The organism is Flavonifractor sp. (assembly GCF_019422385.1).
In the GTDB taxonomy this organism is placed as follows: Bacteria; Bacillota; Clostridia; order Oscillospirales; family Oscillospiraceae; genus Flavonifractor; species Flavonifractor avistercoris.
Window position 1 is genome coordinate 1 of record NZ_JAHZDL010000006.1, and the last position, 20,376, is coordinate 20,376.

24 protein-coding genes, 3 tRNA genes and 2 pseudogenes are annotated in these 20,376 nt (G+C 63.9%); 20 read left to right on the plus strand and 9 right to left on the minus strand.

Annotated elements, in window-relative coordinates; translation table 11 throughout:
• Window positions 1–133: 133 nt before the first annotated feature.
• From QZ378_RS01595 to QZ378_RS01620, 6 genes are all read right to left on the minus strand, one after another.
• Window positions 134–209, minus strand: a tRNA-Phe gene (locus QZ378_RS01595).
• A gap of 3 nt (window positions 210–212) precedes the next feature.
• Window positions 213–289: transfer RNA gene (locus QZ378_RS01600), tRNA-Asp, on the minus strand.
• A gap of 33 nt (window positions 290–322) precedes the next feature.
• Window positions 323–398: transfer RNA gene (locus QZ378_RS01605), tRNA-Val, on the minus strand.
• Window positions 399–518: 120 nt separating this feature from the next.
• Window positions 519–1,397 carry an Hsp33 family molecular chaperone HslO gene (gene hslO / locus QZ378_RS01610; RefSeq protein ID WP_291257091.1) on the minus strand — a complete coding sequence of 293 codons (879 nt, stop codon included), beginning with the start codon at window positions 1,395–1,397 and terminating at the stop codon, window positions 519–521.
• 5 nt (window positions 1,398–1,402) lie between these two features.
• A complete protein-coding gene (locus tag QZ378_RS01615; RefSeq protein ID WP_291257092.1) occupies window positions 1,403–2,149 on the minus strand; it encodes a class I SAM-dependent methyltransferase in 747 nt (248 codons plus the stop codon).
• Window positions 2,139–2,450: a YerC/YecD family TrpR-related protein gene (locus QZ378_RS01620; protein WP_087239440.1), complete on the minus strand. Its 312-nt coding sequence runs from the start codon at window positions 2,448–2,450 to the stop codon at window positions 2,139–2,141. The genes QZ378_RS01615 and QZ378_RS01620 overlap by 11 nt, the downstream gene beginning before the upstream one ends.
• A gap of 153 nt (window positions 2,451–2,603) precedes the next feature.
• On the opposite strand from QZ378_RS01620, the gene QZ378_RS01625 reads away from it, so the two are divergent.
• Together QZ378_RS01625 and QZ378_RS01630 are read left to right on the plus strand one after the other, a co-directional pair.
• The gene (locus QZ378_RS01625) at window positions 2,604–3,290 is read left to right on the plus strand and encodes an RsiV family protein (RefSeq protein ID WP_291257093.1); all 687 of its coding nucleotides are present in this window, start codon (window positions 2,604–2,606) and stop codon (window positions 3,288–3,290) included.
• A gap of 565 nt (window positions 3,291–3,855) precedes the next feature.
• Window positions 3,856–5,133 (plus strand): adenylosuccinate synthase, encoded by a 1,278-nt coding sequence (locus QZ378_RS01630; RefSeq protein ID WP_291257094.1) that lies wholly within the window; start codon window positions 3,856–3,858, stop codon window positions 5,131–5,133.
• A 98-nt stretch (window positions 5,134–5,231) separates the two neighbouring features.
• Here QZ378_RS01630 and QZ378_RS01635 read toward each other — a convergent pair whose 3' ends face one another.
• On the minus strand, window positions 5,232–5,366 hold the full coding sequence (locus QZ378_RS01635) for a hypothetical protein (RefSeq protein WP_291257095.1): 135 nt from the start codon (window positions 5,364–5,366) through the stop codon (window positions 5,232–5,234).
• Between the two features lie 110 nt (window positions 5,367–5,476).
• Here QZ378_RS01635 and QZ378_RS01640 point away from each other — a divergent pair, with 110 nt between their 5' ends.
• Window positions 5,477–6,367: a LysR family transcriptional regulator gene (locus tag QZ378_RS01640; protein WP_291257096.1), complete on the plus strand. Its 891-nt coding sequence runs from the start codon at window positions 5,477–5,479 to the stop codon at window positions 6,365–6,367.
• Window positions 6,368–6,499: 132 nt separating this feature from the next.
• Window positions 6,500–7,696, plus strand: a complete 1,197-nt coding sequence (locus QZ378_RS01645) for a coenzyme F420-0:L-glutamate ligase (RefSeq protein ID WP_191529335.1) — start codon at window positions 6,500–6,502, stop codon at window positions 7,694–7,696.
• 75 nt (window positions 7,697–7,771) lie between these two features.
• On the opposite strand, the pseudogene QZ378_RS01650 reads toward QZ378_RS01645, so the two are convergent.
• Window positions 7,772–8,071: pseudogene (locus QZ378_RS01650) on the minus strand (IS3 family transposase); the annotation flags it as partial.
• 172 nt (window positions 8,072–8,243) lie between these two features.
• Between QZ378_RS01650 and QZ378_RS01655 the strand changes: the two are divergent.
• On the plus strand, window positions 8,244–8,885 hold the full coding sequence (locus QZ378_RS01655) for a hypothetical protein (protein WP_191378679.1): 642 nt from the start codon (window positions 8,244–8,246) through the stop codon (window positions 8,883–8,885).
• A 65-nt stretch (window positions 8,886–8,950) separates the two neighbouring features.
• Here the strand turns inward: QZ378_RS01655 and QZ378_RS12955 are convergent, their stop codons facing one another.
• Window positions 8,951–9,610: a helix-turn-helix transcriptional regulator gene (locus tag QZ378_RS12955; protein ID WP_366935110.1), complete on the minus strand. Its 660-nt coding sequence runs from the start codon at window positions 9,608–9,610 to the stop codon at window positions 8,951–8,953.
• 110 nt (window positions 9,611–9,720) lie between these two features.
• Between QZ378_RS12955 and QZ378_RS01665 the strand changes: the two genes are divergently transcribed.
• The 15 genes and pseudogenes from QZ378_RS01665 (at window position 9,721) to QZ378_RS01735 (ending at window position 20,361) form a co-directional block, all read left to right on the plus strand.
• The gene (locus tag QZ378_RS01665; RefSeq protein WP_191378677.1) at window positions 9,721–9,900 is read left to right on the plus strand and encodes a hypothetical protein; all 180 of its coding nucleotides are present in this window, start codon (window positions 9,721–9,723) and stop codon (window positions 9,898–9,900) included.
• 324 nt (window positions 9,901–10,224) lie between these two features.
• Window positions 10,225–10,635 carry a peptide deformylase gene (locus tag QZ378_RS01670; protein WP_191378676.1) on the plus strand — a complete coding sequence of 137 codons (411 nt, stop codon included), beginning with the start codon at window positions 10,225–10,227 and terminating at the stop codon, window positions 10,633–10,635.
• Between the two features lie 11 nt (window positions 10,636–10,646).
• Entirely contained in the window at window positions 10,647–11,114 is a 468-nt protein-coding gene (locus tag QZ378_RS01675) for a flavodoxin family protein (RefSeq protein ID WP_191378675.1), read from the plus strand.
• A complete protein-coding gene (locus QZ378_RS01680) occupies window positions 11,111–11,569 on the plus strand; it encodes a metallophosphoesterase family protein (RefSeq protein WP_291257097.1) in 459 nt (152 codons plus the stop codon). The genes QZ378_RS01675 and QZ378_RS01680 overlap by 4 nt, the downstream gene beginning before the upstream one ends.
• Before the next feature lie 54 nt (window positions 11,570–11,623).
• A complete protein-coding gene (locus QZ378_RS01685; protein ID WP_191529341.1) occupies window positions 11,624–12,313 on the plus strand; it encodes an alpha/beta hydrolase in 690 nt (229 codons plus the stop codon).
• A 149-nt stretch (window positions 12,314–12,462) separates the two neighbouring features.
• Window positions 12,463–12,975, plus strand: a pseudogene (locus QZ378_RS01690) (DUF5714 domain-containing protein); the annotation flags it as partial.
• Complete coding sequence (locus QZ378_RS01695; protein WP_366765989.1) at window positions 12,967–13,410, plus strand: arsenate reductase ArsC; 444 nt, start codon at window positions 12,967–12,969, stop codon at window positions 13,408–13,410. The pseudogene QZ378_RS01690 and the gene QZ378_RS01695, both read left to right, overlap by 9 nt.
• A gap of 378 nt (window positions 13,411–13,788) precedes the next feature.
• Window positions 13,789–14,457 carry a Crp/Fnr family transcriptional regulator gene (locus QZ378_RS01700; RefSeq protein WP_191378701.1) on the plus strand — a complete coding sequence of 223 codons (669 nt, stop codon included), beginning with the start codon at window positions 13,789–13,791 and terminating at the stop codon, window positions 14,455–14,457.
• A gap of 265 nt (window positions 14,458–14,722) precedes the next feature.
• On the plus strand, window positions 14,723–15,037 hold the full coding sequence (locus QZ378_RS01705) for a (2Fe-2S)-binding protein (protein WP_191378672.1): 315 nt from the start codon (window positions 14,723–14,725) through the stop codon (window positions 15,035–15,037).
• Window positions 15,034–16,131: an NAD(P)/FAD-dependent oxidoreductase gene (locus QZ378_RS01710; protein ID WP_291257098.1), complete on the plus strand. Its 1,098-nt coding sequence runs from the start codon at window positions 15,034–15,036 to the stop codon at window positions 16,129–16,131. The genes QZ378_RS01705 and QZ378_RS01710 overlap by 4 nt, the downstream gene beginning before the upstream one ends.
• Window positions 16,131–16,595 carry a 4Fe-4S dicluster domain-containing protein gene (locus tag QZ378_RS01715; protein WP_191378670.1) on the plus strand — a complete coding sequence of 155 codons (465 nt, stop codon included), beginning with the start codon at window positions 16,131–16,133 and terminating at the stop codon, window positions 16,593–16,595. The genes QZ378_RS01710 and QZ378_RS01715 overlap by 1 nt, the downstream gene beginning before the upstream one ends.
• A complete protein-coding gene (locus QZ378_RS01720) occupies window positions 16,595–16,888 on the plus strand; it encodes a (2Fe-2S)-binding protein (RefSeq protein WP_291257099.1) in 294 nt (97 codons plus the stop codon). Before QZ378_RS01715 ends, QZ378_RS01720 begins: the two co-directional genes overlap by 1 nt.
• Complete coding sequence (locus QZ378_RS01725; protein ID WP_291257100.1) at window positions 16,879–18,057, plus strand: FAD-binding oxidoreductase; 1,179 nt, start codon at window positions 16,879–16,881, stop codon at window positions 18,055–18,057. Before QZ378_RS01720 ends, QZ378_RS01725 begins: the two co-directional genes overlap by 10 nt.
• 27 nt (window positions 18,058–18,084) lie before the next feature.
• Window positions 18,085–18,999, plus strand: coding sequence for a dihydrodipicolinate synthase family protein (locus QZ378_RS01730; RefSeq protein ID WP_087236936.1), 915 nt, complete (start codon window positions 18,085–18,087; stop codon window positions 18,997–18,999).
• A gap of 6 nt (window positions 19,000–19,005) precedes the next feature.
• Window positions 19,006–20,361 (plus strand): FAD-dependent oxidoreductase, encoded by a 1,356-nt coding sequence (locus QZ378_RS01735; RefSeq protein WP_291257101.1) that lies wholly within the window; start codon window positions 19,006–19,008, stop codon window positions 20,359–20,361.
• The last annotated feature ends 15 nt before the right edge of the window (window positions 20,362–20,376 follow it).

The window sequence follows — 20,376 nt, forward strand, 5'->3', positions numbered from 1 at the left end:
ACTCGCTACCTCCACCTTGGCAAGGTGGCGCTCTACCAGATGAGCTACACCTGCATGCCTGGAACCATTCTATGCGGCTCTCCATGCATTTAGAAGATCCCCCGGTGGATACCCTGCGGTATCCACCGGAGAGTGGTGCCTCCGGCCGGAATCGAACCAGCGACACGGGGATTTTCAGTCCCCTGCTCTACCAACTGAGCTACAGAGGCAAATGGCGACGCGGAAGGGACTTGAACCCTCGACCTCCGGCGTGACAGGCCGGCGTTCTAACCAACTGAACTACCGCGCCAGACGGTAGGGGTACGGGAGCTCCCAGAGGGAGTGGTGGGAACAACAGGGCTCGAACCTGTGACATCATGCTTGTAAGGCATGCGCTCTCCCAGCTGAGCTATGCTCCCCTGTCCTCGCCGCATGTCCGATTTTTATCACTCGGTCACGCGGCGAAGGTTATTATACTAAATCGACCCACCGTTGTCAACCATTTCACGCAAATTTTTTTCTTTTTTCTGCCGTCCCTCTTACAGCGAGGCCAGCAGGGCCTCCAGCTCCTCTTTGGTATAGTGGTAGACCTTGTCGCAGAACTGGCAGGTGAGCTCCGCCTTTCCCTGCTCCCGCAGCAGGGCCTCCAGCTCCTCCCGGCCCATGCTGATGAGAGCCCGGGTCACCCGGTCCCGGCTGCAGTAGCAGCGGTACTCCACCGGCTCAGCGGAGAGCTCCTCCAGCTCGAACTCGGAGAGCACCTGCTCCACCAGGCCTCGGGCGTCCAGGCCGCCCCGCAGGGCCTCGGTTACCGGGCCCACCCGGGCAATCCCCCGTTCGATGGCGGAGATGGCGGCGTCGTCCGCGCCGGGCAGCAGCTGGATCAGGTAGCCGCCGGCGCACAGCACGCTCTGATCCACATCCACCAGCACCCCCAGGGCGCAGGCGGTGGGGATCTGCTCGCTCTCGGCGAAGTAGGAGGTGATGTCCTCGGCGATCTCGCCGGACACCAGGGGTACGGTGCCCACATAGGGCTCCTTCAGGTTCAAGTCCTTGATCACGGTGAGGGAGCCGTCCCGGCCCACGGCGGAGCCCACGTCCAGCTTGGCGGGCCCCTTCAGGGGGAGATCCACCGCCGGATTGACCACATAGCCCCGGGCGTTGCCGGCGCTGTCGGCCACGGCAGTAATGCCGCCCAGGGGGCCGTCCCCCTTGATGCGCAGGGTCACGGAGCCGTTGTCCTCCTTGAGCTGGTTGCCCATCATGGAGGCCGCCATCAGGGTGCGCCCCAGGGCCGCCGTGGCCACGGGCAGCGTCCTGTGGATCTGCCGGGCGCGCTCCACCATGTCCCTTGCAGTGATAACCGACGCCTTCACAGGCGCGTTTTTGGCCAGTACGCGAATGATCTGATCTGCCATGCTTGTCAAAATTCCTTTCGTGCGGCAAAGAAAATCCGCCCCTCCCCCGGTTTGGGGGCGCGGAATTTCAGCTCGCCGTATTGTCTGATGTGGGAGAAGCCCGCCTGCCGCAGCAGCTCCTCCAGCTCCGCAGGCTCGTAGGCGTACTCCTCGTGGAGCTCCTCGCCCCGGCTCCACAGCCCGGTGGGCTCCAGCCGGAATACGTCCATACCATAGGTGCAGATGCGCCGCCGGGGGGAGAACTCCGCCCGCCACACGCAGTAGGCGTCCTCGCTCTCGTCCAGGAACACCTGCCCGTCCAGGCCCCGCAGCTTCTCCGGGGTGTTGATGTCAAAGAGAAAGAGGCCGCCGGGCATGAGGAAGGTGTGGACCCGCTGAAAGGCCCGCTCCAGGGCCTTGGGCCGGGTGACGTAGTTGACACTGTCCAGGCAGCAGACGCAGGCGTCGATGGTGCCGTAGAGATCCAGCCTCTCCATGCTCTGGTGGAGAAACATAGGCGCAATCTCCCCCGCCCCCCGGCACTTTTCCACCGCCTGGGCCAGCATCTCCTCCGAACGGTCCACACCGATCATCTCGTAGCCCCGCTCCGCCAGCTCCTTCGTCAGGCTGCCGGTGCCGCAGGCCAGATCCAGCACGGTATGGATGGGCAGAGCGCTGCGGGCGAAGTGCTTCTCCAGATAGTCCGCCCAGCGGCGGTAGGGCACGTCGACGGTGAACTCGTCGTAGCACCCGGCCAGAAACTCATACGCCATCTTCGCCCAGCTTCTCCTTGATCCGGGGGAGCACCGCCTGATACCCGTCCGCCCCGTACTGGAGGGAGCGGTTTACCCGGCTGATGGTGGCGCTGGAGGCGCCGGTGCGCTCCAGGATGTCGTTGTAGATCATGCCCTCCGACAGGAGCATGGCCACCTCAAACCGCTGCTCCATGGCCCGCAGCTCCCCCACGGTACACAGGTCGGAGAAAAACTTCTTGCACTCATCCAGGTCCTTCAGGGATAGAATCGCCTCGTAGAGCAGCTCCCCATGGACCTGCTTGTCGTGTTTTGCCGTCATAATACAAAAATGACCTCCTCAAGCAACGATGCACGTTCTGCGGAAACCATCCCTATTTTACCAAAGTGAAGTGTGGAAGTAAACTCTTTTTTCACCAATTTTGCCGGCAGGCATAGAATGGGGCGCAAGTTTCTGAAAAAGGAGGCGTCCGCCATGTCCTGTCCGCTCTGCAAGCCCGCCCCCGCCGCCCACCTCTGGCGGGAGCGGGAGAAAACCCTCGCCTGGGAGGGAGAGCCGGTGCTCGTCTATACCGTCCGGGCCCTGGCGCTGCCCTCCGTCCCGGCGCGGGTGGAGCGCTGCTACCGCCGCGTGGAGGCGGTGTGGGCCGCCCGGTGGGAAAAGAGCCTATACCCCCGGGCCTGCGCCGCCCTCCGGGCGGCCCGGGCGGCGTCCCGCCCCTTCCGCCCCTGGGAGGCCAGCCTGTCCGCCTCGGTCACCCTGGACACCCCGGAGCGGCTCAGCCTGTACTGGGAGGCCGCCGAGCGGCTGGACGACCCCCACGCCGTCACCCTGCGCCGGGGGGACGCCTGGGCCCTGCCCCGGGGGATGCCCCTCACCCTGGCCGAGCTGTTCCCGTCGGGGTTTCGGTGGAGGCGCTGGGTGCTGGAGGAGGCCGCCCGGCAGCTGCGGGCCCGGCAGGCATCCGGGGAGTCCCGCTTTTGGCCGGACTGGGAGCGCCGCCTGGCCAGCAGCTTCGATCCGGAGCGGTTTTTCCTCACGGAAGAGGGGCCGTCGGTGTTCTTTCCCCTGTACGCCCTGGGGCCCTATGTGGAGGGCATCCCCACCTTTCCGCTCCGCCTCCCCGCGCAAGAGGAAGCGCCGGTTCCCGCCCAATTTTAGGGCTTGTTTGAAAAATGTCAACATGCCCAATCGGCGGACCTTTTGCCCCCTGGACAGCGCAATTTTTCCTTGAAATCCGTCAGGATTCCTGCGAAAAAATTGCTTGCCAGCGGCCCAAAATCCCTCGCCGCTGGACACATCGCCAATTTTCAAACAAGCCCTAGCAATTTTTTTACAGATTTTTTCTTGTCACCGCCACAAAAAACGCGCTATAATAATGTCTGCTGAATCAACCGCAATGCGGTTGATTCGCGCGGCGCGCTGCCGCGCAATTTCATCAAGACGGCTTTTTGAGCCGTCTTGATGAAATTCAGTCATTGTTACAATACGGATATCCCTTGATGTGGCGCACCACATCAAGGGATGGTGCAAGGTTTCTGCGCGGTTTCGCGCAGAAACCTTGCACCTGGACAAAGCCATTTGGCCTTGAAAATCCTGACTGTCAAGGCTTGCGGCTTTGTCCAGTACGTATTATAATAAAAACCGCCATGGGGATAGGATTCCCACGGGCGTTGCGCGCGGGAAAAGGCCAATGCGCGAATCCCCGCGGCAGGAGGAACGAATTATGGTCAAAGCAATCGTTGGCGCAAACTGGGGCGACGAGGGCAAGGGGAAGATCACCGATCTCCTGGCCGAGGCGTCCGATGTGGTCGTCCGCTTTCAGGGCGGGGCCAACGCCGGGCACACCATCATCTGTGACTACGGCAAGTTTGCGCTCCACCAACTGCCCTCCGGGGTCTTCTACCCCCACGTCACCAACGTCATCGGCAACGGCGTGGCCCTGGACGTGAAGAAGTTCCTGGCCGAGCTCAGGCACCTGGCCGACGGCGGCGTGCCCGCCCCCCGCGTGATCGTGGATCAGCGCACCCAGCTGCTCATGAGCTACCACGTGCTGCTGGACACCTATGAGGAGGAGCGGCTGGCCGGCGCGGCCTTCGGCTCCACCCACTCCGGCATCGCCCCCTTCTACTCCGACAAGTACGCCAAGATCGGCATCCAGGTGGCAGATCTGTGGAACGAGGAGCGGCTAAAGGGCCAGCTGGAGCACATCTGCACCCTGAAAAACGTGCTCATGGAGCACCTGTATCACAAGCCCCTGCTGGATCCCAAGGCCCTGTTTGACGAGCTGATGGGCTACCGGGCGGCCCTGGAGCCCTACGTGGGCGACGCGGTCACCTTCGTGCACCAGGCCCTGAAGGACGGCAAACAGGTGCTGCTGGAGGGCCAGCTGGGCTCCATGAAGGATCCCAACCTGGGCATCTGCCCCATGACCACCTCCTCCCACACCCTGGCCGGCTTCGGCACCGTGGGCGGCGCGGTGCCCCCCACCGCCATCCAGGACATCGTCACCGTCACCAAGGCCTACTCCTCCGCCGTGGGGGCCGGGGCCTTTGTCAGTGAACTCTTCGGCGACGAGGCCGAGGAACTGCGGAAGCGGGGCGGCGACGCCGGCGAGTACGGCGCCACCACCGGCCGGCCCCGCCGTGTGGGCTGGTTCGACGCGGTTGCCACCAAGTACGGCTGCATGGTGCAGGGCACCACCCAGGTGGCCCTCACCGCCATCGACTGTCTGGGCTACCTGGACGAGATCAAGGTGTGCACCGGCTACGACATCGGCGGTAAGGTCACCACCGACTTCCCCGTGCCCGCCCTGCTGGATCAGGCCAAGCCGGTGTACGAGACCCTGCCCGGCTGGAAGTGCGACATCCGGGGCATCACCGAGTACGACAAGCTGCCCCAGGCGGCCCGGGACTACGTGGACTTCATCGAGAAGCACATCGAGGCCCCCATCACCATCGTCTCCACCGGCCCCAAGCGCCACGAGATCTGCTACCGGAAATAATCCGGAGGCGTTTCAGGAAAAAAATCGGGAGGGGCGCTCCGCACAAGGCGGAGCGCCCCTCCCTTTATCTCCCCAATCGTTGGAAAAAAGCGTTTGTATCAGCCCCGGCTCAGGCTGCGGAGCGCCCGCCAGGGACTGCCCTTCCAGTATTCCCGCATGGTATTGACGGACAGGGGGTTGGCATGCATCAGCGCATAGCCGCCGGTGTGCAGGTTCTTCTTGTTCTCTTTCATGGTGACGCTCCTTTCTGTCAAAGCCTCTTGCCTTCCTTACGGCTTTAGTATACAATGGATTTACTCATGACACAAGCGAATCTTTTTCATGTTGATTATGAGAAAAAGGAATGATACCTGTGAATCAGAGCAAGTACCTGGTGTTCCTGAAAACGGTGGAGCTGGGCAGCATCACCCGGGCGGCGGAGGCCCTGGGCTACACCCAGTCGGCGGTGAGCCGGGTAGTGGCCGAGCTGGAGCGGGAGTGGGGGCTGGAGCTGCTCACCCGGGGCCGCACGGGGGTGGAGCCCACCTCCCACGGGGAGGTCATGCTGCCCTATATGCGGGCGGTGTGCAACGCGGAGAAGGAACTGGAGGAGCAGGTGGCGGAGCTCCACGGCCTGGCCCGGGGCACCCTGCGGGTGGGCACCTTCGCCAGCGTGTCCATCCACTGGCTGCCCGCCATCATGAAGGAGTTTCTCACCCTCTATCCCGGCATCCGCTTTGAGCTGCTGAGCAAGTGGGAGTTCGCCGAGGTGGAGGATCTCCTCCGCCGGGGGCAGGCGGACTGCGGCTTTCTGGGCCTGCCCGTGGGGCCGGGGCTGGACACCTATCCCCTGTGCCGGGATCAGCTCATGGCGGTGCTGCCGCCGGATCACCCCCTGGCCGGCGCCCCGTTTTACCCCATGTCCCGGCTGGCGGAGGATCCCTATATCGACACGCCGGAGGAGCGGGATCTGGAGATCCGGCTGATCTTTCAGGAGGAGGGCATCCGCCCCAACCTGCACTATACGGTCAACGACGATTTCGCCACCCTGGCCATGGTGGAGCAGGGCCTGGGTGTAAGCATCCGGCCGGAGCTGGTGCTGCGCAACACCGGCCGCCGCTTCGCCGCCATCCCCCTGGAGCGGCCCCGCTACCGGGACATCGTCCTGGCGGTGCGCAGCGGACGGCCCCCCTCCCCCCTCACCACCCGGTTCCTGGAGTGCGCCCGGGCGTGGGTGGCCAGGGCGGGCCGGTGAGAAAATCGGAAGTTTTTGTGTACAATCCGGCGGTTTTATAGTATAATATTGTCCGCCAAATCGGCCGCACTGCGGCCGCACCGCGCGGCGGGCACGCCGCGCCCATCTGAATCATAATAGGAGTGTTGTCACATGAGCCGCATGGTCGGCACCGTATCCATGGGAATCCGTGCTCCCATCATCCGCAGCGGCGACGATCTGGTGGAGATCGTCACCAATTCTGTCCTGGAGGCCGCCAGGGAGGGCGCCCTCACCGTCCGCGACCGGGACGTGATCTGCATGACCGAGGCCATCGTGGCCCGGGCCCAGGGCAACTACGCCTCGGTGGACGACATCGCCGCCGACGTGCGCGCCAAGCTGGGCGGGGAGACCGTGGGCGTCATCTTCCCCATCCTCAGCCGCAACCGCTTCGCCATCTGCCTGCGGGGCATCGCCAAGGGGGCGAAAAAGATCGTCCTCATGCTGTCCTACCCCTCCGACGAGGTGGGCAACCACCTCATCGACGTGGACGTGATGGACGAGAAGGGGGTGGATCCCTACAAGGATGTGCTCACCCTGGAGCAGTACCGGGCGCTGTTCGGCTACACCACCCACCCCTTCACCGGCGTGGACTATGTGGACTACTACTCCAACCTGATCCGGGAGTGCGGCGCCGAGGTGGAGGTCATCTTCGCCAATGACCCCCAGGCCATCCTGCCCTACACCAAGACCGTCCTGGCCTGCGACATCCACACCCGCGCCCGTACCAAGCGGCGCCTGCTCGCCGCCGGCGCGGAGAAGGTGTTCTGCCTGGACGAGATCCTCAACGCCCCGGTGGGCGGCAGCGGCTACAACACCAAGTACGGCCTGCTGGGCTCCAACAAGTCCACCGAGGACAAGGTGAAGCTCTTCCCCCGGGAGGAGTGCCAGCAACTGGTGGAGGACGTGCAGGCCCGCATCCTGAAGGAGACCGGCAGGCACGTGGAGGTCATGGTATACGGCGACGGCGCCTTCAAGGATCCCGTGGGCAAGATCTGGGAGCTGGCCGACCCGGTGGTCTCCCCCGCCTACACCGCCGGCCTGGAGGGCACCCCCAACGAGCTCAAGCTGAAGTATCTGGCGGACAACGACTTTGCCGACCTGTCCGGCGAGGCCCTGCGGGACGCCATCAAGGGCGAGATCAAGAAGAAGGACGGCTCCCTGGTGGGCAAGATGGCCGCCCAGGGCACCACCCCCCGCCGCCTCACCGATCTGATCGGCTCCCTGTGCGACCTCACCTCCGGCTCCGGCGACAAGGGCACCCCCATTGTCTATATCCAGGGCTACTTCGACAACTACACCACCGAGTAATTTACAGCACAAGCCGGCCGCCCCGTTTGGTAAAGTGTCCCCGAAAAGTTAGACAATATTTTTTAAAGGAAATGTTCAAGCACCTGAAGGGGCTTGTTGTCTGTGAAGAGCAGGCGGCAAGCCCTTTCGCTTTGTCTTGATTATGCGGTTATTGTAGTAATCCAAATAATCCGCCGCTTCCTGCTTGAAGTGTTCCATAGATGTGAACTTCTGCAGATAAAGCAGCTCACTTTTGAGTAAGCCAAAGAAATTCTCCATGACGGCATTGTCCAGGCAGTTGCCCTTACGGCTCATGCTCTGGCAAATTCCTTTTCTCCTGAGCATGCGTTGGTATTCCTTGTGCTGATACTACCAGTCCTGGTCAGAGTAAAGGATCAATCCTGTTCCATCTGGCATCGCCTCAAACACCTTCTCCAGCATGGAGATTACTGCTTAGCAAATGAGGTGCAGTGCATTGGGACATCCCCGTTTTCAACCAGCAGTTTAATGACAGCGCCCCCTGTCTGCCGTATAATCTATGCAGCAAGACAGATAAGGAGGGCATCAGATGAATCTGAAAGAGGCGTTCCGGTTCCAGAACAAGCTGCAGTCCCTGATGGAGGAGGCACAGTCCATCCTGGGCAATGAGGACAACATCACCCGGGTGCAGAACACCTATCTGCGGAAAAAGGTCATGAAGCAGTTCGAGGATGAGACCACCGAGGTGGTGCCCAGCACCGAGTACAGCGGGCAGATCACCTCCGTGGCGGAATTCCTGCTCTACCTGCTACGGGAGCGGGAGCTGCTGACCGCGGCCGTCTGCCGGGCCAAGTCTAGGCTGGATCTGCCGGCCGGGCTGGACGGCGAGGTGAGCCTGAACGCCAGGCGTCAGGATGCCGCCCGCCTGCTGCGCCGGATGGCGGGGCTGCGCAGCTCGGAGGTGGTAATTCCAAACGGCGGCACCGGCTACTGCTTCAACAATGAGGGCAACCAGGTGTCCTACCGCTGCGACGTGAAGCGGGTCACCACCATCAACTTTGACCGGAACCGGATCCGGAAGATGTGCGCGGAGCTGAGCCGGAAGGCTGACGCCGTGTCCTCCGCGCTGGATGCCGCCCTGGTCACCACCCAGGTGGACTACGCCGCCCCCTTCGACGTAAACGACACCTTCGCGGAGGCCTTCGGCGTCTTTACCGGGGAGGCGGACTGACCGCCCTCCGCCCCCGGGTCCAGCGGCCGCGGATGCGGCAGGGGCGCGGCTCCGCCCAGGCCGGTTCAGGTGCAGACGAACCATAGCGCTGCACATTTGACGACTGCGCAGATTCCGCGCTTATACAGGAGTTCCGGTCTCTGACACCGGAGAAGGCCCTCACCGGCTTCCTCAGCGCCCCGCACGGCGGCGCCCTGCGCTGTGACACTGCTCCACTCCCCCCTCCCTGCCACACTCACATCTCCATCCCCGGCCCATCCGGGAAGGATGGGCGGATGATAAACGCTGCCCTTTGGGGCAATTGACGCAACGCCGCCCCGGCATTCCCTCCGGGAACAGCCGGGGCGCGGAGCGGAAAATGGCCTGCGGGAGCCGTAAGCTCCTGCCGTATCCACGGCTGCTGGACAAACCACCCCCAAATGCGGAGAGCAGCAGGCATCTGCCTGCTGCTCATAAACCAGCTCATTCCACTTTGAACCCGCGGAGACCAGGATCTCCTCCATAGGCACCTCCAGCAGGGCACCCAGCGCGTACAGATTGTCAACGGAGGGAAGGCTCTTCCCCTTCTGCCACTTGTAGATGGCCTGGGGCTCCTCAAAGCCGAAGAAGGCCTGGAGATCCCGGACGGACAGACCCCGCGCCCTGCGCAGGCGGACGATGTTTGCTCCGGTGGCCGCAGGGTCAATCACCGGGAAGTTCTTTTGACGCATGAAAACCGCCTCCATTCTCCCGTGTTGCCGATCGGGACTCTCAGGATACCGGATGCCGGGGAAAAAGGCAAGAGCATCCGGGAAGATGTAAGGAAACTGTTATATTTTCAGGAGGATGAAAACCCATGAAACAGCCTGTACCGCTGAACAAGCAGAGCAAGCGGGCCCAGCGGGCATACCATGCCGCACAGCGGGGCGTCTGGCACGGCCTCTCGCCGGTAACACGGGTGCGGCCCAGCCGCAAAGTCTATGACCGCAACCGCGCAAAGCGGACGGCCCGCCTGTCGCCTGTGCCGGAGGCCTGAGCGCCCCCGGCATGCGATGCCGCAGGGACTCCGAGGCGGTGTCTTCTTTCCTCCCCAGCATCAGAAAGGAGACATGCCATATACCGGTTTGGTGCTTTCAGAGCCAGACGCGGAGGGAGGCGGATGGACTGACCGTCCGCTGGCTCCGGGCCACAGGTGTGTCCACCGGTCATCGAAAGCCGCAGAACCATGGCATTTTCTCCGCCCCTGTGTTATAATGCCTCCAGCAACAGAGCGGTCGCCGGGGGCCGCCACAGTGGGCCGGGCCATACATTGCGGCGCGGCCCTTGCGCCGGCCATTCAAGCTCAAAAGGAGAGTCAGCCATGATTCGTGAGATTTGCAGAGATGAGGCGTTCCTGGCCCGTAGGGCGGAGCCTGCCGCGCCGGAGGACGGGCAGACGGCAGCGGATCTGCTGGACACGCTGGAGCAACACCGCGAGGGCTGCGTGGGCATGGCGGCCAACATGATCGGGGTGAACAAGCGCATCATCGCCTTTGACAACGAGGGTGCCCGCATGGTCATGTTCAACCCGGAGATCATCAAAAAATCCGGCCCCTATGAGGCGGAGGAGGGCTGCCTCTCCCTCATCGGCACCCGCCGGGCCCGGCGGTGGAGATCCATCAAGGTCCGCTGGCAGAACGAGCAGTTTCAGGAACGCATCAAGACCTTCACCGGCTGGACGGCCCAGATCATCCAGCACGAGATCGACCACTGCGACGGCATCATTATCTGAGGAGGACTGCCATGAAAGCCGCTGTCTGCTATTGCTCCCGCCACCACGGGAACACCAGAAAGGTGCTGGAGGCCATGGCCGATGAGGGCGGGCTCGACCTCATCGACGTGACCACCCGCCAGGCCGTCCGCCTGGACGGGTATGACTGCATCGGATTTGCCTCCGGCATCTACGGCTTTGCCTTTCATCCGGCCGTGGCGGCCTTCGCCAGCCAGTACCTGCCCCAGGGGAAGCCGGTCTTTTTCGTCTATACCTGCGGTGGCACGCGGGGCGCCGGCAGCCGGGCCGTGGCGGAAATCGCCCGATCCCGCGGCTGTCCGGTGCTGGGCGAATTCGGCTGCCGGGGCTACGACACCTTCGGCCCCTTCCGGCTGGTGGGCGGCATCGCCAAGGGCCGCCCGGACGCGCGGGATCTGGAGAACGCCCGGGCGTTCTATCGTGGGCTCCGGGAGCTCTGTGAACGGGGGGCGCATACATGAGGCTTGCCATTCTCTCCGACACCCACGGCCTGCTGCGGCCGGAGGCTGCGGAGCATCTGAAATCCGCCGATGCCATTCTCCACGGCGGCGACATCAACAAGCAGAGCATTGTGGACGAGCTGCGGGGATATGGCCCGCTGTATGTTGTCCGGGGCAACAACGACAAGGAGTGGGCGGAGGACATTCCCCACGAGCTCACCGTCACCCTGGGCGGCGTGACCTTTTTCCTGATTCACAACCGGAAGAAGATCCCGGCGGAGCTCCCGGGGGTCGATGTGGTGGTGTTCGGCCACTCCCACCGGTATGTGCAGGAGGAAAAGGGCGGCCTTCTCTGGCTCAACCCCGGCTCCTGCGGCCCCCGGCGGTTCCATCAGGAGATCACCATGATGATGGCGGAGGTCTCGGGCGGGCGGCTCCGGGTGGAGAAAATCACCATCCCCCACCAGGCGACGTGACGGGCCGGGACGGCCTAGACAGCCGCCGCAGGAGCGGCGTGCGGAAAGGAGAGCATGAGAGCAGAACAGATTTCCATCGGCGGGATTCCCGCCATTCTTTACGGTGATCCCGCGGGGCGGGGCTATCTGTTCCTCCATGGGCAGATGGGCCGCAAGGAGGAGGCGGAGGCCTTTGCTCTGGCGGCCTGCCCCAGGGGGCATCAGGTGCTGTCCATCGACCTGCCCGGCCACGGGGCGCGCCAGGGCAGGGACGAGGAGCTGGCTCCGTGGACGGCGGTGCCGGATATCCGGGCCGCGCTGGACTGGGCAGAACGCCGCTGGGAGAGCATTTCCCTCCGGGCCACCAGCATCGGGGCCTATTTTGCTATGCTGGCCTTTGCCAATCCGGCCCGCGCCCTGCTGCTCTCCCCCGTCCTGGACATGGAGGGGCTGATTCTCACCATGATGAACGGGGCCGGGGTGTCGGAGGCCCAGCTGCGGGAGCGGGGCGAGATCACCACCTCCCGGGGGCAGCTCCTGTCCTGGAAATACCTGCGCTGGGTGCGGGAGCATCCGGTGCACCGCTGGGCCTGCCCCATCCGCATCCTCTGGGGGAGCGGGGACAATATGACGCCCCGGGAGACCGTGGAGGCCTATACCCGGCGGCACAGCGCCCGGCTCACGGTGCTGGAGGGCGGGGAGCACTGGTTCCACACCCCGGAGCAGCTGGCCGCACTGAAAAAATGGGAGGAGACGGAGAGTTGAATACGGAAGAATGCCTGATCTGTCAGGCGCCCCTGGAATATCTGGTGCAGGATCAACCCATGGAGTGTGCCGTCTGTCACAGGAAAGAGCCCAGCAAGACACGCTGTGTCAACGGGCACTATGTGTGCAGCGACTGCCACACCCAGGGGATGGACAGCATCTTCGGCCTGTGCCTCTCCGAGGCCTCCGCCGACCCCGTCGCCATTCTCCGGCGGATGATGGCGATGCCCTTCTGCCACATGCACGGCCCGGAGCACCATGTGATGGTGGGGGCGGCCCTGCTCACCGCCTACCGGAACGCCGGAGGGCAGCTGGATCTGGAGAACGCCCTGCGGGAGATGTACCGCCGGGGCAGGGCCGTGCCCGGCGGGGCCTGCGGCTTCTGGGGCGCCTGCGGGGCGGGCGTCGGCGCGGGGCAGTTCCTGGCCATCGCCACCCAGTCCACCCCGCTGGCCGTGGAGCCCTGGGGACTGAGCAACCAGATGACCGCCCGCGCCCTGGACGCCATCGGCAGGGCCGGCGGCCCCCGGTGCTGCAAGCGGGACTCCTTTCTGGCCGTCCTGGCCGCTGTGGACTTTGTCCGGGAGCATCTGGGGGTGGGGATGGCGCGCACCGTGCCGGTATGCTCCTACAGCGCGCGGAACAGCCAGTGCATTGGCGCGCGCTGTCCCTTCTCGGCGGCCGGCCGGGAAAAGCCAAAGGTGGCCTTCCTCTGCGTCCACAACTCCTGCCGCAGCCAGATGGCGGAGGCCCTGGGCCGGAAGCTGGCCGGCGATGTGTTTGAAAGCTGCTCCGCCGGCACCCATCCCGGCACCCGCATCAATCCCGACGCGGTGCGCCTGATGAAGCGGGTTTACGGTATCGACATGGAGCAAAGCCAGAGAAGCAAGTCCCTCGACCAGCTGCCGCCCGTGGACATCGTGGTCACCATGGGCTGCAATGTGCAGTGCCCGGCTCTGCCCTGCTCCCACCGGGAGGACTGGGGGCTGGACGACCCCAGCGGCAGGGGCGACGGAGCCTTCCTCGCCGTCATGGCGCAGCTCGAGGAAAAGGTGCTTGATCTGAAACGCCGCATTCAGGCCGGCGGGCTGGGTTAGCCCAGGAAGGAGCATCCCGGCGGCTCCTGGGGCTGGCACCAAAAAAAGACACGCTGTAACGGTAATATCCAAATTAGTTTGGCATTTCAACAAAGAGACACAGTCTAAGCCGTACCTTTCCTTTTGTCGCCATGGGGCGCCGATCTGTCCTTTGTCACTCCGTTTAGATGGTATCCCTGCCAAGAAGGCAGTTTCGACAGCTCTTTTATTACCGAGCTGCCCCGCAGCAGGCAACAGGGGTTGGGTGCCCTGCCAGCACCGCCTGGGCGGGGCGGGTGAAGCAAAATCGCATTGCCTTTTGACGGTTAAGGGTGTAAACTTATCATTATGGAACAAACCATTTCTGATACCCTTGCTCAGGAGAGGAGTTGTGGTTTTATGGCGTTTGCCTATTCCAGTTTCACCCTTCCAAACGGGATGGACAGCGAATTGGAACAATTTATTCAGAAGCACGGTACCATCATCCGGTTAGCGCCCAAAACAGTTTTTTGTAAAATTGGTGAGAACATCGGAGGCGTGTACTATATTGCGGAGGGTCGGACCAGCCACTATATCATCGGACAGAACGGCGGCGAAAAGCTGCTCTACACCCTGTCCAAGGGGTGGTTCTTCGGAGAGGCAGTCAATTTTTTGAATGAGCCCAGTACGGTGATCTCGAAGGCAGATATTCCCACAACGCTGTACCGGCTGGATCACGACACGTTTCTCCGCCTGACAGATGAATCCCCGCTCTTTCGGAACGCGGTACTGATGGAAAGCGCCAAAAAGACCCTTATCATGCGGCATGAGATTGAAAATATCACCTTTAACTCCTACAGAGACCGTCTGATCAAGCTCTTTCTGGTCGCCGCCGACCGCACCAGGCTGATTGACGGCCAATGGTATGACCAACGGGTACATTACAGCCAGAGCGACCTCAGCGTCATCATCGGCAGTTCCCGCATCACGGTATCCAAGCTGCTGGGGGAGCTCTGTGACGAGGGCGTCATTCGAATGCTGAATCGGAGAATTCAGATAAATGCCAGACTGAATCCGGAGGATTGGTAAGATTTTAGACATATCCAACAAAATTCAACTTGCCAGTTTTGTTAAAACGCTTTGTTTGTAAGCTCTTTTACAAAATATATTTGGTCAACTTGTTTACAGGTTGCTCGTCAATAGCCGATTGGCAGTGTAAGATAGGGTCCATCAAGGGGGACGACCTATCCTGCACTGCCTTTCTTTTTCGTTCAGCATGCAGCTCCCCCGCGGGGCGCGCTGGTACGCCCAGCCAGATCGTCCAATACCACGTTTCGAGAATAGGAGGGTCTTTATGAGAGTCGAGCAGCATCCCATCCTGGAGGTGGGCCGGCAACCGGACACCTACATCCTCTATGAGGGAAAGAAGATCCCGGCCGTCACCGGAGAGCCCATCGCGGCGGCACTCATCGCCGCCGGGGTGCGCACCCTGCGGTACACGGCCAAGAACCACACCGGACGCAGCATTTTCTGCGGCATCGGCCGGTGCAACGACTGCAAAATGATCGTCAACGGCGTACCCAACACCCGCACCTGCGTGACCCCCGTGGAGGAGGGCATGACGGTGGAGACCCAGTACGGACTGGGCGGAAAGGAGGAGCAGGCGTGAGGGAGGTTGAAATCCTGATCATCGGCGCGGGCCCGGCGGGCCTGTCGGCCGGTATCGCGGCGGCCCGCCGCGGGGCCAAGGTGCTGATCATCGACGAGAACCAGCGGCCCGGCGGCCAGCTGTTCAAGCAGATCCACAAGTTCTTCGGCTCCCGGGAGCACAACGCCGGCGTGCGGGGCTTCCGCATCGGCGAGCAGCTGCTGGAGGAGACCGAGCAGCTCCAGGTGGAGGTGCTGTTGGGCTATCCGGTCTACGGCATCTTCGACGACCATCTGGCCCTGTACGGCAGCGCCGACGGCGTCCAGACCGTCAAGACCAAGAAGATCATCATCGCCACCGGCGCCAACGAGAACAACCTCTGCTTTGAGGGCTCCACCCTGCCCGGCGTCATGACCGCCGGTGCGGCCCAGACCATGGTGAACCTGCACCACGTCCAGCCCGGCTCCCGGGTGGTGATGGTGGGCTCGGGCAACGTGGGTCTGATCGTCTCCTACCAGATGCTTCAGGCGGGCATGGACGTGGTGGGTGTGGTGGAGGCCGCCCCCGCCATCGGTGGCTACGGCGTCCACGCCAACAAGCTCCGTCGGGCCGGCGTGCCCTTCTACCTGTCCCACACCATCAACCGGGTCACCGGCGAGGGGGGCGTGCAGAAGGTGGAGCTGGTGGAGCTGGATCACTTCCAGCCCGTTCCCGGCACCGAGAAGGTGCTGGAGGCCGACACGGTGTGCATGGCCGTGGGCCTGACCCCCATGATCGAGCTGGCCAGCATGGCCGGCTGCCAGCTGGCCGAGATCCCGGCCCTGGGCGGCGTGATCCCCCTCCACGACGAGGACATGCGCACCAGCAATCCGGACGTGTACATCGCCGGGGACATCTCCGGCATTGAGGAGGCCAGCACCGCCATGGAGGAGGGCCGCCTGGCCGGCACCGCCGCCGCGGAGGCCCTGGGCTATGTGCCCGCCGACGAGGCCGCGGCGGAGAAGGAGGCCATCCGGGCCCGACTGGCCTCCCTGCGCTCCGGCGAGTTCGGCCAGAAGCGGGCGGACGCCAAGGCCCAGATTCTCAACTACTATCATCAGGGAGGGAAGCAGTGATGGAACACACCCCCGGAATCCCCACGCCGGAGCGGCTGGAACGCGGCCCAGTGGCCTGCATCGAGTGCGTGCAGTGCATCCCCTGCAACCCCTGTGAGACGGCCTGCCCCCAGAAGGCCATCACGGTGGGCGCTGAGATCACCGCCCTGCCCAAGCTGGACGCGGACAAGTGCAACGGCTGCGGCATCTGCATCACCCGCTGCCCCGGCCTGGCCATCTTCAATCTCCACAAGAACTACAGTGAGACCACGTCGCTGGTCAGTTTCCCCTATGAGTACGTGCCCCTGCCAGAGCCGGGGGCGTCCGTCCGCTGCACCAGCCGGGACGGCGCGTTCGTCACCCAGGGCACCGTCCACAGCGTGCGGAACGTACCGGCGTTCGACCACACCGCCGTGGTCACCGTTGAGATCCCCAAGGAGTATCTCATGGATGTGCGCGGCATCGACAGAAAGGGGGGGCAGTGATGGTACCCAACGAGGACGACATCTACGTCTGCCGCTGTGAAGAGGTGACGGTGGGCGACATCAAGCGGGCCATCGCGGCCGGCGCCCGCAGCGTGCGGGACATCAAGGTGCGCACCAACGCGGGCATGGGCGTCTGCCAGGGCATGACCTGCCGGAAGAACATCGAGCGGATGCTGCGGGAGGCAAAGGTCGACTTTGACGCCTGCTGCACCCACCAGCGTTTCCCGGTCCGCCTGCTGAACGTGGGCGATCTGACCGCCATCACCAGAGAGGAGGATGAGGCATGTCGTTGACAGCAGATGTGATCATCATCGGCGGCGGCGTGATCGGCAGCTCCGTGAACTACTATCTCACCAAGCGGGGAAAGCGGGTCATCCAGCTGGAGCGCAGCTACTTCAACAGCGGCGCCAGCGGCTCCTGCGACACCATGATCGCCCCCAACACCAAGGAGCCCAACGAGCACCTGCAGCTGGCCCTGTACAGCGTGGAGCTGTACAAGACCCTCGCCCAGGAGCTGGGCCGGGACATCGAGTACGAGCAGAAGGGCTCCCTGCTCCTCATCGAGAATGAGGAAGAGCTGCACATCATGGAGGGCATCGTCAAGAAGCAGAACGCCCTGGGCCTCAACTCCCGCATCATTGACGTGGACGAGACCATGTACCTCCAGCCCGGCCTGAACCGGGACGCCATCGTGGGTGCCTCCTACAGCGAGGTGGACGCCGACGTGAACCCCTTCCGCCTGAACCTGGCCTTTGCCGACAAGGCGGTGTCCCTGGGTGCCAAGGTGTTTACCCACGAGGCCGCCCAGGAGATCCTCCTGCGCAACGGGGCCGTGGCCGGCGTCAAGACCAACCGGGACACCTACTACGCCCCCATCGTGATCAATGCCGCCGGCTCCTGGGCCCCCATCGTGGGCAAGATGGTGGGGCTGAACATCCCCATCAAGCCCCGCCGGGGCCAGACGGTGATCACCGAGGCCGTGCCCCCCTTCGTCCACAAGCTGGTCAACAACGCCCGCTACATCGTGGGCAAGCACCACCCCGAGATGCTGAAGAACGACCACTCCCTGAAGGCCCAGATGGGCATCGCCATCTCCCTGGTCCAGTCCAAGAAGGGCAACATCGAGTTCGGCAACAGCCGGGAGTTCGTGGGCTACGACACGGGCAACACCTACCTGTGCCTCCGGGAGCTGCTGAAAAACGCCACCCGGATCATCCCCGGCCTGAAGAACCTGAACATCATCCGCACCATGGGCGGCCTGCGCCCCTATCCCCCCGACAGCAAGCCCCTCATCGGCTTTGTCAACGGCGTGCCCGGCTTCTTCCTGGCGGCCGGCCACGAGGGCGACGGCATCTGCCTGTCCCCTGTCACCGGCAAGCTGGTGAGCGACCTGATCGTGGACGGAAAGACCGACGTGCCCGCCGCCCCCGGCTTTGATCCCAACCGCTTTGATCTCTTTTAATCATTACTTTTTGAGGAGGAATTTGTTATGATTAAGCTGGAAGGCTCCTTTGTGGCCATGCCCACCCCCTTTACCCCCGACGACAAGATCGACTTCAACGGCTTTGAGACCCTGATCAACCGCCAGATCAAGTACGGCACCAGCCAGATCTTCGTGCTGGGCTCCGCCGGTGAGACCACCCTGCTCACCGTGGAGGAGAAGAAGGCCATCGTCAAAGAGGTGGTGGCCATGACCCGGGGCAAGATCCCCGTGTTCTTCGGCGCCGCCTCCACCACCACCGAGGGCGCCATTGAGATGGCCAAGTACTGCGAGGCTGAGGGCGCCGACGGCGTCATCTTCACCGTGCCCCCCTACGTGCTGGTGAACCAGCGGGCCGCCCGGGACCACCTGGACGCCTGCATGAGCTCCATCGGCATCCCCTGCGGCGTGTACAACAACCCCTCCCGTCTGGGCGTCCACCTGACCCCCGAGACCATCAAGTACCTGTCCGACAAGCACCCCCACTTTGTGCTGGACAAGGAGGCCATGGGCGACTGCTCCCAGCTGGTGCAGGTCCAGGCCCAGTGCCAGGGCAAGGTCAAGATCATGTGCTGCGACTTCCCCAAGTACTCCATCGTCATCCCCACCCTGGCCGTCGGCGGCACCGGCACGGCCAACATCGGCGGCAACATCATCCCCGAGGAGTCCGCCCTCTACTCCCGCCCCTGGACCAGCATGGAGATCATGGAGGACTGCCGCCGGGAGTACACCCACTGGTATCCCCTGCTGAAGATGCTCTACACCTTCTCCAACCCCGTGTGCATCAAGGCCGCCCTGGACATCCTGGGCCTGCCCGGCGGCCACCTGCGCCGCCCCTACGAGGAGTTCACCGGCAAGGGCCGGGACGAGCTGGAGCGCCTGATGGGCGAGATGGGCGTCATCGACAAGTACGGCGTCCGGTAAGCGCCCATGGGGGAAAGAGTCATTGTAATCGGGGGGACGGCCGCCGGCCTGAGTGCCGCCTCCAAGGCCAAGCGCGTCCGCCCCGACCTGGACATCGAGGTCTATGAGCGGACCGGGTACATCAGCTACGGCGCCTGCGGCCTGCCCTACTTCGTGGGCGGCATGATTGACGATCCGGACGAGCTGGTCTCCCTGTTCCCCCACGAGATGGCCAACAAGCGGGGGATCCCCACCTTCACCCACCACGAGGTCACCGCCATCGACCGCGCCGCCAGGACCGTGTCCGTCACCGACCTGGACACCGGGCGGCAGTTCCGGCGGCCCTACGACAAGCTGGTGATCGCCACCGGCGCCGCCCCCGTCAGGCCGGACATCCCCGGCACAGAGCTGGACGGGGTGTACTACCTGCGCACCGTGGAGGACGGCATCCGCCTGAAGGGGGCCCTGGCCGCCCGCCGGCGCATCGCCATCCTGGGCGGCGGCTTCATCGGCCTGGAGATGGCCGAGGAGCTGACCCAGGCCGGTGCAGAGGTCACGGTCTTTGAGCAGCTGCCCCGCCTGCTGCCCTTCCTGGACGAGAGCTTCTCCCAGGCGGCGGCCCAGACCCTGGAGCGCCACGGCGTGCGCCTCTTTACCGGCACCGCCCTGGCCGCCATCCACGGCGCAGACGGCCGGGTGACTGCCGTAGAGACCTCGGACGGGCAGCGCGTGGAGGTGGACGGCGTTCTGATCTCCATCGGCGTGCGCCCGGCCACTGCGCTGGCCCGTGCCTGCGGCCTGGAGCTGGGCCTGAAGGACGGCATTGTGGTGGACGAACACCAGCGGACCAGCGACCCCGCCATCTGGGCCTGCGGCGACTGTGTGCAGATGCGCCACCTGCTCACCGGCCAGCCGGTCTACGTCCCCCTGGGCACCACGGCCAACAAGCAGGGCCGGGTGGCCGGCGCGGATCTGGCCGGCGAGGAGGCCGCCTTCCCCGGCGTGCTGGGCTCCATGGTGACCAAGGTCTTTGAGCTGCACATTGCGGCCACCGGCCTGTCCCTGGAGCAGGCCCGCGCCGCCGGCTATGACGCGGCGGCCAGCCTGATCCGCAAGCGGGACTGCGCCTCCTACTACCCCGGCGGCTCCGACATGCACATCTGTCTGGTTGTGGACCGTGCCTCCGGCCGCCTGCTGGGGGCCCAGGCCGTGGGCGGTCCCACCGTGGCCGGCCGGGTGGACGTGTTCGCCACCGCCATCACCGCCGGCATGACCGTGGCCCAGATCAACGAGCTGGATCTGGTCTATGCCCCCCCGGTGGCCCCGGTCTACGACCCGATTCTGATCGCCGCCAGCCAGGCCATGAAGCTGGTAAACCCGTAAATACAGAATCAAGAG